The 13,781-nt window shown below is 60.3% G+C and carries 13 protein-coding genes and 2 pseudogenes; 7 read left to right on the forward strand and 8 right to left on the reverse strand.

Annotated features, from left to right (window positions below):
• Position 1: 1 nt before the first annotated feature.
• From vgrG to EO087_RS10865, 3 genes are all read right to left on the reverse strand, one after another.
• Positions 2–2,335 (reverse strand): type VI secretion system Vgr family protein, encoded by a 2,334-nt coding sequence (gene vgrG, locus EO087_RS10860; RefSeq protein WP_128898881.1) that lies wholly within the window; start codon positions 2,333–2,335, stop codon positions 2–4.
• A gap of 73 nt (positions 2,336–2,408) precedes the next feature.
• A complete protein-coding gene (locus EO087_RS16265; RefSeq protein WP_164931822.1) occupies positions 2,409–2,555 on the reverse strand; it encodes a hypothetical protein in 147 nt (48 codons plus the stop codon).
• Entirely contained in the window at positions 2,545–2,811 is a 267-nt protein-coding gene (locus EO087_RS10865) for a type VI secretion IcmF C-terminal domain-containing protein (RefSeq protein ID WP_128898882.1), read from the reverse strand. The genes EO087_RS16265 and EO087_RS10865 overlap by 11 nt, the downstream gene beginning before the upstream one ends.
• Before the next feature lie 195 nt (positions 2,812–3,006).
• Here EO087_RS10865 and EO087_RS10870 point away from each other — a divergent pair, with 195 nt between their 5' ends.
• The 5 genes and pseudogenes from EO087_RS10870 (at position 3,007) to EO087_RS10890 (ending at position 6,891) form a co-directional block, all read left to right on the forward strand.
• Entirely contained in the window at positions 3,007–3,477 is a 471-nt protein-coding gene (locus EO087_RS10870; RefSeq protein ID WP_128898883.1) for a tRNA (cytidine(34)-2'-O)-methyltransferase, read from the forward strand.
• 78 nt (positions 3,478–3,555) lie between these two features.
• Entirely contained in the window at positions 3,556–4,203 is a 648-nt protein-coding gene (locus tag EO087_RS10875; protein ID WP_128898884.1) for an SCP2 sterol-binding domain-containing protein, read from the forward strand.
• Positions 4,204–4,208: 5 nt separating this feature from the next.
• Positions 4,209–5,756: pseudogene (ubiB, locus tag EO087_RS10880) on the forward strand (ubiquinone biosynthesis regulatory protein kinase UbiB); the annotation flags it as partial.
• A gap of 122 nt (positions 5,757–5,878) precedes the next feature.
• Complete coding sequence (arfB, locus tag EO087_RS10885; RefSeq protein ID WP_128898886.1) at positions 5,879–6,301, forward strand: alternative ribosome rescue aminoacyl-tRNA hydrolase ArfB; 423 nt, start codon at positions 5,879–5,881, stop codon at positions 6,299–6,301.
• Positions 6,298–6,891, forward strand: a complete 594-nt coding sequence (locus EO087_RS10890; protein ID WP_128898887.1) for a 1-acyl-sn-glycerol-3-phosphate acyltransferase — start codon at positions 6,298–6,300, stop codon at positions 6,889–6,891. Before arfB ends, EO087_RS10890 begins: the two co-directional genes overlap by 4 nt.
• Before the next feature lie 268 nt (positions 6,892–7,159).
• On the opposite strand, the gene EO087_RS10895 is transcribed toward EO087_RS10890, so the two are convergent.
• The 3 genes from EO087_RS10895 to EO087_RS10905 all read right to left on the reverse strand — a co-directional run bounded on the left by EO087_RS10895 (position 7,160) and on the right by EO087_RS10905 (position 10,938).
• Complete coding sequence (locus EO087_RS10895) at positions 7,160–8,953, reverse strand: sodium:proton antiporter (RefSeq protein ID WP_128898888.1); 1,794 nt, start codon at positions 8,951–8,953, stop codon at positions 7,160–7,162.
• 66 nt (positions 8,954–9,019) lie between these two features.
• Positions 9,020–10,534, reverse strand: coding sequence for a YifB family Mg chelatase-like AAA ATPase (locus tag EO087_RS10900; protein ID WP_128898889.1), 1,515 nt, complete (start codon positions 10,532–10,534; stop codon positions 9,020–9,022).
• Between the two features lie 146 nt (positions 10,535–10,680).
• Positions 10,681–10,938 carry an accessory factor UbiK family protein gene (locus tag EO087_RS10905; protein WP_128898890.1) on the reverse strand — a complete coding sequence of 86 codons (258 nt, stop codon included), beginning with the start codon at positions 10,936–10,938 and terminating at the stop codon, positions 10,681–10,683.
• Positions 10,939–11,120: 182 nt separating this feature from the next.
• Between EO087_RS10905 and glnK the strand changes: the two genes are divergently transcribed.
• A complete protein-coding gene (glnK, locus tag EO087_RS10910) occupies positions 11,121–11,459 on the forward strand; it encodes a P-II family nitrogen regulator (RefSeq protein WP_128898891.1) in 339 nt (112 codons plus the stop codon).
• A gap of 175 nt (positions 11,460–11,634) precedes the next feature.
• Here glnK and gpmA read toward each other — a convergent pair whose 3' ends face one another.
• Both gpmA and hemF read right to left on the reverse strand, forming a co-directional pair.
• Positions 11,635–12,378, reverse strand: a complete 744-nt coding sequence (gene gpmA / locus EO087_RS10915) for a 2,3-diphosphoglycerate-dependent phosphoglycerate mutase (protein WP_128898892.1) — start codon at positions 12,376–12,378, stop codon at positions 11,635–11,637.
• 132 nt (positions 12,379–12,510) lie between these two features.
• Positions 12,511–13,416 (reverse strand): oxygen-dependent coproporphyrinogen oxidase, encoded by a 906-nt coding sequence (hemF, locus tag EO087_RS10920; protein WP_128899904.1) that lies wholly within the window; start codon positions 13,414–13,416, stop codon positions 12,511–12,513.
• Between the two features lie 156 nt (positions 13,417–13,572).
• On the opposite strand from hemF, the pseudogene EO087_RS16775 reads away from it, so the two are divergent.
• Positions 13,573–13,692: pseudogene (locus EO087_RS16775) on the forward strand (beta-ketoacyl-[acyl-carrier-protein] synthase II); the annotation flags it as partial.
• Between the last annotated feature and the right edge of the window lie 89 nt (positions 13,693–13,781).

A 13,781-nucleotide genomic window follows, 5' to 3' on the forward strand; every position in this document is an offset into this window, starting at 1 on the left:
GTCAGCCGTCTCCACCCATCAGCGCCGCGTGACCGGCGTTGGCCGATGCGGCCTGAGAGGCGCACGAGACGATCGCTCCAGGGGGTATGGCGGTGGCCGTGATCACCTCGGAGGCGGCGCCGACCTTTTTCCATGAGGCGCACTTTTCGGTGATGTCACCGGGCGTGACGTTCTGAATGCCGTTGCCGTTGATAAGCACATACGAGCCACCGGCGCCGATGCGCACTTCGTTCTTGGCGGTCAGGGTCAACGTGCCGTCCATGCTCTCGATGGTGAAATCCTTGAGCGCCCGCAAGGCCATCGCGTCGTTCTGCGCTTGCACCGTGACCGGTCCCCGATTGGCGATCTGCTGGATGCCCTGTTGCGCGAACAGGCTGATCTGTTCAACCGCGGCAATGTTCACGTGGCCCATCGCATTGACATCGGTATGCTGACCGGAGGCGAAGGTGAGGTTCTCGCCGGCGCTGTGCAGGATGGTGTTGGGCGACGTGACAGCGATGGAGGCGTTGGCGGCAAGCACCATCACGGCCTGCTTGAGATCCTTGAGTTCGTTTTGCAGCACCTGGTTCACCGCTTCGACATCCGCCGCCTTGGCTTCGGCCGCCGTGGCGCGCTTGGCCAATTCCGCGATCTGGTCACGGGAGGCTTGCAATTGGGCCATGGCATGCTGCATGTCCGTCTGCACGCCTTTGGCCTTTGGCTGGTCGTGCGTGGAGAGCAGAAGGCCCTTGCCGCTGCGGATCGCACCATAAGCGGACGTGCGCAATTCGAAGCCCTCGCCGCGTTTTTGCCGCTGCCCGTCGACCATGTGACCCAGCGTGAGCTGTGTTTTGCCCGAATGCTCCGTACTGAGCTTGACGTGCTCCTGGTCCTTCCAGTCTTCCATCTGCAGCTTGTTGTCGCTTTGCGTGCGGATCACGTTGCGCGACAGCCAGCGGTCCTGGGTGGTGATCAGGTCGACGGCTTGGCTGTGGTGGTGGAAGGCGGCGATATAGGGCTTGTTCGGGTCGCCGTCGCGGAACTCGATGACGGCTTCGTCGCCATCCAGCGCGGGGAAGTGCATGCCGGTCTGCCGCTTGCCGGCGAAGGGTTTGGCAAGACGCAACGGCACGCTTTCGCCACCGGGATTCCAGGCATCGAAATCCAGATCGAAGCGCACCACGTAGTAGCCGGCCTTGGTCAGGTAGGCGTACTTGTATTTGCTCGGCGAGGTGACGCGCGCGGATAGCGTGCCGTGGATCTTCGGCCACGACGCCTCGTCGAGCGGCAGGCGGAAGCGCCGGTCGGCCGGTATCGCTTTGAAGCTGTTGCGATACGCCTGGTCGCGCGCGCCGCGGTGGATCACCTCGGTGATCACCATGCCGTTCGGTGCATCGGGCAAAGGCTCGGTGGTGTGGGTGATGCGCGCGCAGCGCAGGCCGGGATGGGTGGTCTCGCCCTGATAGCGCACCTGCCCGCTGATGGCGGCTTCGTGGCGCAGTTGTGCTTCCCATTGGGCTTGTTTCTGATCCAGATGACCGGTGCCGTAGATATACGGCTGGCCGTAAGTCGTGGTGTCCTTACTCGCGACATTGGCTTCGGCCTGGATACGCTCCCACGCCAGATCCGGGTTATAGTCGGCCACCCGGAACGACTGCGGCACGGTTCGCGCGTGCGTTTCGAGTGCAAGGATGGCGTCACCGCCGGCATTCAGGCCAGCGGGTTCACGGAAAGGCAGGGTCAGCGTGGGGAGGTATATATAATGGTCGATGTCGTCCCCGAGCACGAGAAGATCCCCGTGTTCGCCTTCTTCGACGTAGGAAAATAAGCCTTCCTGTTCCATGAGTATTTTCATGAAACATGCGTCGCTGCACTGATACTGAAATCTAAAAGTATATTCCGGGTACTTGCGGCGCAGCTTGAAGATGAACTGGTGCCCCTTGAAGCCGTGACGGCGCAGGATCGCCTCGATGATCTGCGGCGCGGTCTGATGCTGGAAGATGCGGCTGGCGCGCGTGAGACGCAGGCGCGCGACGTGCGGTTCGATCACGATGCGATAGGTGTATTCGTCCTGGCTGCGCCGCAGTTGACTGAAGGCGGTGATGCAACCGGCGAAGCGGCGCGGCGTGCCGTCGGCGGACAGCATGCGGAAGCTCGCATCCTTGCCGACCATCTCCGCGCGCGTGAGCGCCTCGGGATGCGTGAGCGTGATGCGGTAGTAATGGCCGAGCTGTTCGTGTACTTCGAACTCGCGCACGGACGACGCTTCGTTGCGCGCAAAGCCGGTGACGTCGACGAAGTAGCGCTGATGGAGCGGCGGCGCGATGGCCGCCACGATATCGTTCGGGTCGTGCATTGATGACTCCCTGCGGAATGCTTGACCGGCGCGCTAGCGCGCGGGCAGGGCACGACGTTAGCCGCTTGGCATGTCAGGGTATGTCGTCGAAGCCAGGCTCGATGCGTAGGCATACATCGCTATGGCTGTGGTGGTTATCCGGGGTGTGACGAAGGATGGCGGCCATGCGCCGTTGCGCGTTCGCCGCCCCACCTTCCGCGTGCGCGGCGCTATCGGCCATCGGCCGCGTGCAGTTCCAACAGATCCAGCGGCCCCGCGCCCACCTGTGTGCGCAGGACATAGCGCAGCGATTCGGCGTCGGGTTGCTTCCAGACGAGTTCATAGCGGGTGCTGTCGAGCGGCTTGACGTCGGCCTTGGCGAGCAGGCGCAGGAACGCCCAGTCGCCCGTGGCATCGAACGCCTGTCGCACGCCGGCATCGAGCGTTTGCCAGGTGAGCGCCGCATGGCCGTTCAGGTCGTCGCCGGGCCAGGCGATCGACGTCCACGTTTCCTGCTGGTTGAAGTAGTCAGCGGGTTCCGATGTGGAATATCAGTGCATGGCGCTGAGCGCATGAACCTAAAAGGCTTGCCCGTGTGAGCGCCTAATTCGCCACGGTACCGGCGGTTACCCACGCCTATCCGGCAGGCTGATCACGAGACACGATCGGCCTCGCCATCCGATAATCGCGAAATGTTGAATGTCATCCTGTTCCGACCCGAGATCCCACCCAACACCGGCAACGTGATCCGCCTGTGCGCTAATACCGGCGCTGGCTTGCACCTGATTCGCCCGCTTGGCTTCGAACTGGACGATACGCGCCTGCGTCGCGCCGGCCTGGATTACCACGAATATGCGTGCGTCGCCGTACACGACGATCTCGATGCCTGTCTTGCAGTGCTGAACCACCCTCGCGTGTTCGCTTTCTCCACCCGTGGATGCACCATGCATATCAACGCCGGTTTCGCCGATGGCGACGCCCTGTTGTTTGGCTGCGAAACGGCAGGATTGCCAGAAGCTGTGCTGTCGACATTGCCACCGGAGCAACGGTTGCGACTACCCATGTGCCCGGATAGTCGCAGTTTGAATCTTTCCAACAGTGTGGCGGTTGCGGTCTACGAAGCATGGCGGCAACTTGGCTTTCCCGGGGCCGCCGGTTTTTGATCGGGCGTTGAGCAAAGCACCCATGCCCGTCAGGCATCATCACGGCCAGCACGGCACGCAGGCGGCTACAATCTGAGAATGAATGCCCCCGCCGCCCCCAACCTGCTGCCACAGCCGCTACGCAAACTCGCGGGCCGCGCGCTGGAAACTGCACTGAACCAGGCGCTGTCGCTCGATCCGGATACCCAGGCCAAGCTCGCCGCGCTTGAAGGCCGCAGCGTGCAGTTGCACCTGCGTGGAGTCGAGCTCGCACTGGCTGTCACGGTCGAGCAAGGTCGACTGAAAGTCGGCCCCGCTCCTGAAAACAGCGACCTGCGCGTGGCTGCAACACTAGGCAGCCTGCTCTCGATACTGTTCCGCCGCGGCGACGAAGGCATGGCCCCCGGCAAGGTCGACATCGCAGGCGATGCGGAACTGGCCCGCCGGCTGGGAAAGCTCGTGAGCGGCTTCACCCCGGATTTTGAAGAAGCCTTTGCGCGCAGCTTCGGCGACGTGCTGGGTGTGCCGCTGGCGAAGGCGCTGCGCAATGGCATGGCTCACGCACGCGAAACGGCTTCCCATCTAAGCCAGGACGGCGCGGCATGGCTGCGTGATGAAGCGCATATGGCACTGGCGCCGAGCGAAGTCGAAGGATTCCTCGATGACGTCGATGCGCTGCGTGAGCGCACCGAACGCCTAGAAGCACGACTCAATCGGCTAGAACGTCAACGGAGATCGAATCCGTGACGCCGTTGAAAGCCGTACCAGGTCTGTTGCGTGTCGCCGTGGTGCTATTGCGCTATCGGCTAGATGAGCTGATCGATGCGACCCATCTGTTCCGACCGCTGAAACTGGTGCGCCCTTTCCTTGGTCGTCCGGTGGTCGACGTGCGCCCGCTTTCGCGCGGTGCGCGCATCCGGCTGGCTTTGAACGAACTGGGGCCCATCTTCGTCAAAGCCGCTCAGGTGTTGTCGACCCGGCGCGATCTGGTACCGGGCGATATCGCCGACGAGCTGGCCCTGCTGCAGGATCAGGTACCGCCCTTCCCCGGCGAAGAAGCGCGCACCATTGTGCAGCGCGAACTCAAGCAACCGCTGGACCAGCTCTATGCGAGCTTCGATCCACTACCGCTGGCTTCCGCCTCGATCGCACAGGTGCACGGGGCTACACTGTACGACGGTCGTTCGGTGGTCGTGAAAGTATTGCGCCCGGGCATCGACAAGCGCATCGCACGCGACGTCACCCTGATCCGCTCACTGGGCGAACTCGCGGAACGCTGGCATCCCAATGCCGACAAAATCCGTCCGCTCGATGTAGTGAGCGAAGTCGAGAAAATGTTGGAGCATGAGCTGGACCTGCAGCGTGAAGGTGCCAATGCCAGCCTGCTGCGCCGCAACTTCGCCAGCGGCGTCGATATGTATGTGCCGGAAGTGCACTGGGAACTGACTACTGCCAAGGTGCTGACCCTGGAGCGCGTCTCGGGCGTGAGTTGCGACGATATCGCCGCCATCGACGCTGCCGGCATCGATCGCAAACGGCTCGCGGCCAAAGGCGTGCGACTGTTCTACGAGCAGGTCTTCCGCGACAACTTTTTCCACGCTGACGCGCATCCCGGCAATATCTGGGTCGATCCCACACGCGTGCAGGAACCGCGTTTTATCGCGCTGGATTTTGGCATCATGGGTTCGCTGCCAGAAGCGGACCAATATTGGCTGGCGCAAAATTTCATTGCGCTGTTCGAGCGCGATTACGCGCGCATCGCCAAGCTGCATATCGATGCAGGCTGGATGCCAACCAGCATCCGGCTGGATGAACTCGAAGCCGCGGTGCGCACGGTCTGTGAACCCTACTTCACGCGTCCGCTCTCACAAATTTCCCTAGCGGAACTGGTGGTGAAGCTGTTCCAGACCGCGCGGCGATTTGAACTCACCATGCAGCCGCAACTGATCCTACTGCAAAAGACCTTGCTCAATATCGAAGGTGTCGGCCGCATGCTCGATCCGGATATCGACATCTGGGCGGTGGCGCATCCGGTGCTCAAACGCATCCTGCGCGAGCGTTACAGTCCGCTACGCACATTGCGTGAAATTCGCAAGCGCGTACCAGAGTGGTTCCACAACGCACCGCAGCTACCGGAACTGGTGCGCGATGCGATGCGGCAGATCGCCGTGGGCGAACAGCGCGTGCTCACTGACATTGAAACACTCAGTCACCAGCGCAACCTGGTACGGCACTTGATGCGCATGATCGCCTGTGGCTTATTCGGTGGCACACTGATCGTCAGCGCCACGCTGATGTGGACGTTGGCGCCACACCACGGCGCCCTGTTGCCGCTGGGCATGGGCGCAGGCGGTTTGTTGTCGTTTGTGTACGGCTGGATGCGGCGCTGATTCATCTTCCGTATTGCCTTAAACTTCACGCCATGTTATCCGTGAGCCGATCTATCGTTCTGCCGGAATCCGAGCTGGTCGTACGCTTCCTGCGTGCCGACGGGCCCGGCGGGCAGCATGTGAACCGTACCGAGAGCGCGGTCGAACTGCGCTTCGACGTGCTGCATTCACCATCGCTGCCTGACGAGGTACGCGCACGCGTGCTGGCCCGCAGTGATCGGCGTCTTACCGATGATGGCGTACTGGTAATCCAGGCCCGCCGCTTCCGCGACCAGGGGCGCAATCGCGAGGATGCCCGCGAGCGCCTGACAGAAATCTTGCGCAATGCACTGGTCGTACCCAAAAAGCGCATTGCCACCAAACCCACACGTGCCTCTCAACAGCGTCGCCTAGAAGGGAAGCAACAGCGAGCCAAAGTCAAGCAGACCCGATCACGATCCTGGAGCCACGAATGAGCGAGCCCATTCTGCCGCCAGTGCCAGCGCAAGCCCCGCTGCTCAACAGTCGCTTCTGGCCTTGGTTGATGCGCTGCCTGCTGCGGCTCTCCGGTTGGCGTTTGCTCGGTCAGCTACCCGATCTGCCGAAGCTGATCCTCATCGGCGCACCACATTCGTCTTATTGGGACGGCATTTGGGGGCTGATGATGAAGATCGGACTTGGCGTCAACATCAACATCATGATCAAGCGCGAAGTGCTGGACGGGCCACTCGGTATCGTCTTGCGTCCGATCGGCCTGATTCCCATCAACCGCAGCGCCGCACTGAACGTGGTCGGCCAAATGGTGAAGCGTTTTCAGGAGCACGATCGCATGTGGCTGGGCATTACGCCCGAAGGCACGCGCAAGCATGTTAAACATTGGAAATCGGGCTTTTTGCGCATTGCGCACGATGCGCAGGTGCCGATCCAGACGGTGTTTATCGATTATCCCAGCAAGACCTTTACGCTCGGACCGCTGATCCATGCCAGCGATGATCCCGATGCAGACATGGCCACGATTCGTGCGATGTTCCAGCCCTATCGCGGCAAATATCGCAATACGGAATAACCGTCATATTCCAGGGGAATTTCGCGAATGCCGCACCACCCACAAGAAACGCAGCGATAAGCGCCAGCCCTGCGTGCTGAATAACATTCATGCGATGTCTCTACTTACGCGTTGTAGCAGGCCTGTCGCGAGCTTGGCGCGGCCCGTGCACATGGCACGATTGAGCCTCTGTGCGGAAGCGTTACAGCTTCTAGAGCCGGCTGCCAGTGCCGGCCATATCCGGGAACGTGTGCATTCCACTGATCTATCCACGCACCCGGCCCACAAGTCAAAATCCCACGGCTTCTGGCGGCACCAGCACAATAACCGTCCAACCAGGCCGTGGCTCCAATACACGCCGCTCCACTGCCACACGCAGCACGTGTTTTTCATCCACCCCAAACAGCAGCAACGAATTTGAGCCATATTGCTCAACAAAATGCGGCCAGTCGAAGGTTGTGGTCAGCCCAGTGGATTTGATACGCCAACCGCGTATCAGTAACTCCGCAAATCGGGCATGTGTCATGCCCTCTTCAAACAGCGCGGGCACTAGCAAACGATCGCTCAGCGCCTTGCGATGATTGGTATCCTGCGGTGCCAGGTTGCGTAGCCGATACACTTTCTCGCGCCCGAATTCTTGCTGATAGTGCAGACACGCCAGCGAATTGCGCTCGCGCTGCGTGCAAAGCCCCAGCATTTGCCCGATGCCGATCAGATCTAGATTGAGATCGGCATGCGCCGAAACCGGATTGCCATAGAACGTGCCAAAACCTTCCATTCGTGCACGACGAATACCGTCCCAATCATCATCTGCCAGCAATACATGAAAGCCAGCTTCCTTGAGGGCTCTCCCGATCGCACGAGCGACAGCATCGGAGCCGTAGATCAACACGCCATGTGGTTCCGGCTCGGCAACTTTCAACCAACGCGCCAGCGGGCGTGAGGTGGCGCTTTGCAGAATCACCGTACCGATGATGAGGATAAACACCAGCGGCACCAGCAGCTCACTGCCGGACACGCCAAGATGCGCCATGCGCAGCGAAAACAATGCGGAAACCGAAGCGGCCACAATTCCGCGCGGCGCCACCCATGAAATAAGTGCGCGTTCGCGCCAGGTCATGCTGCTGCCGATACTGGAGACGATCACGCTGATTGGACGTACGACGAATTGCGCCGCCAGGAAGATGGCAATACCCGCCCACAAGGTTCCGGACGGTAAAGGCCAGCTCAATCGTGCCGCCAGCAGGATGAACAGCATCGATACCAGCAATATGGTGAGATGCTCTTTGAAATCCAGGATGTCGTCGATATGCACATCGCGCATGTTGCACAAGGCTATGCCCATCACAGTAACTGCCAGCAAACCGGAGTCATGGGCAAACTCGTTTGACAGCGTAAACGACAGCAGCACCATGGCCAGTGCACCGAAGTTTTGCAGGTACTCGGGGATAAGCTGGCGGCGCAGAAAAAAAGCCAGCACCAGCGCCGCAATACCACCACAAGCAACACCGACAAGCACCGTGGTGAGGAACACGCCGATCGCGTGCCCCTGATGACGCGACACGATGGCTTCGTAGATCAACACGGCGAACAGCGCGCCGAGCGGATCGATCACGATGCCTTCCCAGCGCAAGGTATTGGCAATGCGCGCATTCGGCCGCAGGGTGCGCAGCATCGGCACGATGACGGTGGGGCCAGTCACGCAGGTTAGCGCACCAAAAAGCAGCGCCAGATCCCAGCCCATGCCGGCGAAGTAGTGCCCGGCAACGGCAAGCAGCAGCAAGGCTACCACGGCACCATAGCTGACCAACCCGCGCACGACATGGCTGATGCCCGACAATTCGTGGAAACGCAGCGTCAGACTACCTTCGAACAGGATCAGCGCGACCGAGAGCGAGACAATAGGAAACAACAACTGGCCAAGCAGCTTGTCTGGATCCAGCACATGGCTGACCGGCCCTAGCAGGATGCCGGCCAGCAACAGGAACAGAATGGCCGGAAGCTTTACTCGCCACGCCAGCCATTGTGCGAAGAATCCAATGGTTAGCATGCCAGCTAGCATCAGTCCAAGTTCGATACTCATGCGCGCACCCCTCGCGGCACATCCGGATGGCCGTTTTGTAACATAAACATAGGGGAAGGTTCGGGTCTAATCTGAGAGCAGGGACAAACGCCGGTACTGCAAGGACTCAGCCAGATGTTGGCGATCAAGCGCGGCAGCGCCGTTGTCTAGGTCGGCAATCGTACGGGCAACGCGCAGTGTCCGGTGGTAGGCACGTGCCGACAAACCTAATCGTTCGAGCGCGCCATCGAACCAGCGACGCTCGGCCGGGCCTAGCGCACAGTCGCGCTCCAACTCCCGAGTACTGATTTCGGCATTTGGTCGGCCGGCACGCGCAAGTGCATGCTGGCGCGCGCGGATGACGCGTGTGCGGATGGTGGCGGAATCTTCGTCCTGGGTGGTACGCGGGGAGCTTAATTCGCTTAGCGGCACGATGGGGACTTCCATGCACAGATCGATGCGATCCAGCAACGGCCCGGAAATACGCGAGCGGTAGCGCAAGACTTGGTCCGGCGTGCAGCGGCAGCGCTGACGAGTATCCCCTGCATATCCGCAGGGACAGGGATTCATGGCCGCAACAAGCTGGAACTGCGCGGGGAAGCTCAACTGGCGCGCCGCACGTGAAATAAGGATATGCCCAGATTCCATCGGCTCGCGTAGCACTTCCAGCACGTGACGGCTGAACTCGGGAAATTCGTCAAGGAACAGCACGCCGTTGTGCGCCAGTGAAATCTCGCCCGGCCTGGGCTGCGAGCCACCACCTACCAGCGCTGCGCCCGATGCTGTGTGATGCGGCGCACGAAAGGGGCGGCGTCGCCATTGCGCAGGGTCAACAGGCTGGCCGGCGACAGACATCACGGCGCAAGTTTCCAGCGCTTCGGACTCGGTCATTGGCGGCAAGATGCCTGGCAGTCGCTCGGCGAGCATGGTCTTGCCCGTGCCAGGCGGCCCCATCAGCAACAGGTGATGACCGCCTACTGCGGCAATTTCCAGCGCACGGCGCGCTTGTAACTGACCACGTACATCGATCAGGTCGAGACTGGCGTTGTCACTGGTCAGGGTGAAGGATGAAGTGGGCTGCGGCAGTTCCTGCGCCCCCCGTAGCCAGCTGCAGACATCGGTGAGCGTGTCCGCCACGCGGACGTCGACCTCGGAAATCAGCGCAGCCTCATCGGCATTGGCTCGCGGCACGACCACCCGTCGCCCGCGAGCCCTTGCCCTAAGCAAGGCGGGCAGCACCCCCGAAACCGGCCGCAGCTGGCCGGAAAGAGCCAGTTCGCCGAGGAATTCGCAATCGTCGAGCTTTTCGCGCGGTACCTGGTGACCAGCCGCCAGGATACCCAGGGCGATGGCCAGATCGAAACGACCGCCATCCTTGGGCAATTCGGCAGGGGCCAGATTCACCGTGACCTTGCGGTTGGGGTATTCGAATGCGGCGCTCTGGATGGCCACCCGCACGCGATCGCGCGCCTCGCGGACAGCCGCCTCGGGCAAACCAACGATATGGGTACTGGGCAAACCACCAGAAAGATGCACTTCCACCATCACCTGTGGAGCTGCGACGCCCTCCTGGGCACGACTTAGCGTGACAGCCAAGCTCATCTGGAACGGGGACGTTGCATGCCAACGGAGTCGCTGAGTGATCGGTCCATCGCGCGACTCCCTGGCAATCAGTGCGGAAGAAAAACGGCCGCCCCCGACTCCTTGGGGTGATGGTGACGAATCGGGGGCGGCTACCGGAACTGGGGCTATGCCCCTTGAGGTGGCGCGCCAGCCTCCAACTCCGCTACGCGCCTCTCGAGTTCCTCAACCCGGGCGCAGGTTCGCGCCAATACCTGGGTCTGAACGTCGAACTCCTCTCGGGTAACTAGCTCGAGATGGCGCAGTCCCTGCGCCAGGATATCGCGAAAATTGGCGCGCAGATCCTTGTGCGCGTCTGCCAGCCCTGGCGGTACCAACGAAACAAGTCGAAGGGCAATTTGATCGATATCCTGCCTCCCCATCATGGTAGGCACCTCGAACTCGTCGAATGGAAGTCTATGAAGAATCTAAAAAGGGGCGCCATCGGTAAAATCCATCAAAATATGCAGGCATATTCCTACAAAAGTGGGACAGGCTGCTTTCAGCTAGGCAGAATGTATGCTGCGCATCGCAAAACCAGGCCATTTGGGTCTGACGAGGAAATTCCATGAAATGGGTTGTGGCAGTGATCAAGCCGTTCAAGCTGGACGATGTCCGTGAGGCCCTGGCCGAGATAGGCGTACAGGGCATTACAGTAACCGAGGTCAAGGGTTTCGGACGCCAGAAAGGTCATACCGAACTTTATCGCGGAGCCGAGTATGTGGTCGATTTCCTACCCAAGATCAAGCTGGAAGTGGCGGTATCGGACGATCAGCTCGAGCGAGTCGTGGAGGCTATTACCCAGTCGGCCCGCACCGGCAAGATCGGCGACGGCAAGATTTTCGTCAGCCATCTGGAACAGGTGATCCGCATTCGCACCGGCGAACTGGATCACGACGCGTTGTGAGTCACACGGACTCTACGCAACAAACGCTGGTGATGAATGAGCATGCCTGCGAAATAGCAGATGCTGAGGTGAGGTGCCATGCTTGCTACGCGTAGCGTGAGAATGTCACTGGCAGCTTAGCAACTAACTGGCCCGATGACAGGCGACTGACGCTTGTCATGCATTTCGTACGGGATTACTTGGCCTTACCCTGATTGGCCACCGCAGCCATTTTCGCTGCAATGGCAGCGGCATCACCCAGATAATAATGGCGCAGCGGCTTGAGCTTATCGTCGAATTCGTAAACCAGTGGTACACCGTTAGGAATGTTGAGCTCGACGATGTCCTCATCAGAAATACCATCAAGGTATTTCACCAGTGCGCGGATCGAATTGCCGTGCGCGACCAGCAGTACGCGCTGACCAGCGCTGATTACCGGTGCTAGCACCTCATTCCAGTACGGCATGACGCGGGCCACCGTATCTTTTAGGCATTCGGTATCCGGAATCAGCTTGGGATCGAGTTCGGCGTAGCGCGGATCGCGCAATGAAGGGTTTGCATCACACCCCAATGCCGGCGGAGGAATGTCATAGCTGCGGCGCCAGACCTTCACCTGATCCTCGCCGTATTTCGCAGCCGTTTCGGCCTTGTTGAGACCGGTCAGGGCGCCGTAATGACGCTCGTTGAGACGCCACTCGGTCACCACCGGAATCCACATCAGATCCATCGCATCCTGCACATGCCACAGAGTGCGTACGGCGCGCTTGAGCACCGAGGTATGCGCCACATCGAACTGATAGCCATCCTGGACCAACAGCTCACCAGCCTCACAGGCCTCTGCCGCCCCCTGTTCAGTGATATCGACGTCGGCCCAGCCGCTGAAGCGGTTTTCGAGGTTCCACTGGGATTGGCCGTGACGGATCAATACGAGCTTGTGCATGGAGTCGGTTCAATGAAAGACGGGATAAGTGCGGAATGGTGAGGCCCCACCCTACCCCCGTCAATTCCCGATCCTGTCGAAACCTTCCATGGTGCAAATCCATCCATGTCATGCCGCTTTTGCGAAACGGATTCAAACCCAATCGCGCGGCTTGAGGTACTCCGCAAGCCGCGCTTCAGCCGAACCCTCCTCCGGCTGATACGCATATTCAAAACGCACGCGCGGCGGCAAACTCATCAAGATGGATTCGGCGCGTCCGCCCGATTGCAAGCCGAATAAGGTGCCACGGTCGTACACCAGGTTGAATTCCACGTAGCGACCGCGCCGGTAGAGTTGGAATTCACGCTCGCGCTCACCATACGGCGTGTCCTTGCGGCGCTCGACAATCGGCAGATAGGCATCCAGAAAACCCTGTCCCACTGCCTGCGTGAAGGCAAAGCAGCGCTCGAAACCACCTTCGTTGAGGTCGTCATAGAACAGGCCACCGACACCACGTGTCTCGGTGCGATGCTTGAGATAGAAATACTCATCGCACCATTTTTTGTACCGCGCATAGACATCTTCACCATATGGCGCGCACAGGTCTCGCGCCACGGCATGCCAATGCCGCACATCATCGTCAAAAGGATAGAACGGTGTAAGATCGAATCCACCGCCGAACCACCACACAGGTTCGACCCCAGGCTTGCTCGCCTCGAAATAGCGAACATTGGCATGCGTAGTGGGCAGGTAGGGATTGCACGGATGCAGCACCAGCGACACACCGATCGCGACAAAACTTCCGCCCGCCAGCTCAGGCCGATGCGCGGTAGCGCTAGGCGGCAACTTGTCGCCGTGCACCCGCGAAAAATTCACCCCGCCCTGTTCGAACACCGTGCCATCACGCAAGACACGGGTACGACCACCACCACCCGCGGGACGTGTCCACACATCCTCCATAAACCGAGCCTGCCCATCGTTTTGCTCGACCGCCTGGCAGACCTGATCCTGCAAACCCCGCAAAAAGTGCTCGGCCCGCTCGACTTGGTCGCTGCTCATCATTCCTGTCTATCAGCATAAAATGTTCGTAGAGAGCTTAACAAGGTCACATTCGCATGAAGATGCAGTGACGTGTCACGTATAGCGTGAACACCAGCCACTGCGGGTTTGAGACGCCATCTAGGCAAGCCCCAGAGTCATCGCTAGGCTCATGACATGCGTGTGACATCTTTCCCTCTCGCAGTCACGGCCTATACAGCCACTTCCGCATTGGGCCGTGGCCTAGACGCCCATTTACAGGCACTTCGACAGCAGCAGAGTGGACTCCATCCTAACGCTACCATTTCCACCGCATGCTCTTCCAGTGCGTTGGCCACGGCTGCGGATCCCCCTAGACATTCGCTGCTACCGGCTGCCTGTGACAC

Source organism: Dyella sp. M7H15-1, from assembly GCF_004114615.1.
Classification (GTDB): domain Bacteria; phylum Pseudomonadota; class Gammaproteobacteria; order Xanthomonadales; family Rhodanobacteraceae; genus Dyella_B.

What these genes read in the sequence shown, in the direction of transcription:
- vgrG (WP_128898881.1), bottom strand. Translation starts at nt 2,335, where the DNA reads ATGCACGACCCGAACGATATCGTGGCGGCCATCGCGCCGCCGCTCCAT.
- EO087_RS16265 (WP_164931822.1), bottom strand. Translation starts at nt 2,555, where the DNA reads ATGGCCGATAGCGCCGCGCACGCGGAAGGTGGGGCGGCGAACGCGCAA.
- EO087_RS10870 (WP_128898883.1), top strand. Translation starts at nt 3,007, where the DNA reads ATGTTGAATGTCATCCTGTTCCGACCCGAGATCCCACCCAACACCGGC.
- EO087_RS10875 (WP_128898884.1), top strand. Translation starts at nt 3,556, where the DNA reads ATGAATGCCCCCGCCGCCCCCAACCTGCTGCCACAGCCGCTACGCAAA.
- arfB (WP_128898886.1), top strand. Translation starts at nt 5,879, where the DNA reads ATGTTATCCGTGAGCCGATCTATCGTTCTGCCGGAATCCGAGCTGGTC.
- EO087_RS10890 (WP_128898887.1), top strand. Translation starts at nt 6,298, where the DNA reads ATGAGCGAGCCCATTCTGCCGCCAGTGCCAGCGCAAGCCCCGCTGCTC.
- EO087_RS10895 (WP_128898888.1), bottom strand. Translation starts at nt 8,953, where the DNA reads ATGAGTATCGAACTTGGACTGATGCTAGCTGGCATGCTAACCATTGGA.
- EO087_RS10900 (WP_128898889.1), bottom strand. Translation starts at nt 10,534, where the DNA reads ATGAGCTTGGCTGTCACGCTAAGTCGTGCCCAGGAGGGCGTCGCAGCT.
- EO087_RS10905 (WP_128898890.1), bottom strand. Translation starts at nt 10,938, where the DNA reads ATGATGGGGAGGCAGGATATCGATCAAATTGCCCTTCGACTTGTTTCG.
- glnK (WP_128898891.1), top strand. Translation starts at nt 11,121, where the DNA reads ATGAAATGGGTTGTGGCAGTGATCAAGCCGTTCAAGCTGGACGATGTC.
- gpmA (WP_128898892.1), bottom strand. Translation starts at nt 12,378, where the DNA reads ATGCACAAGCTCGTATTGATCCGTCACGGCCAATCCCAGTGGAACCTC.
- hemF (WP_128899904.1), bottom strand. Translation starts at nt 13,416, where the DNA reads ATGAGCAGCGACCAAGTCGAGCGGGCCGAGCACTTTTTGCGGGGTTTG.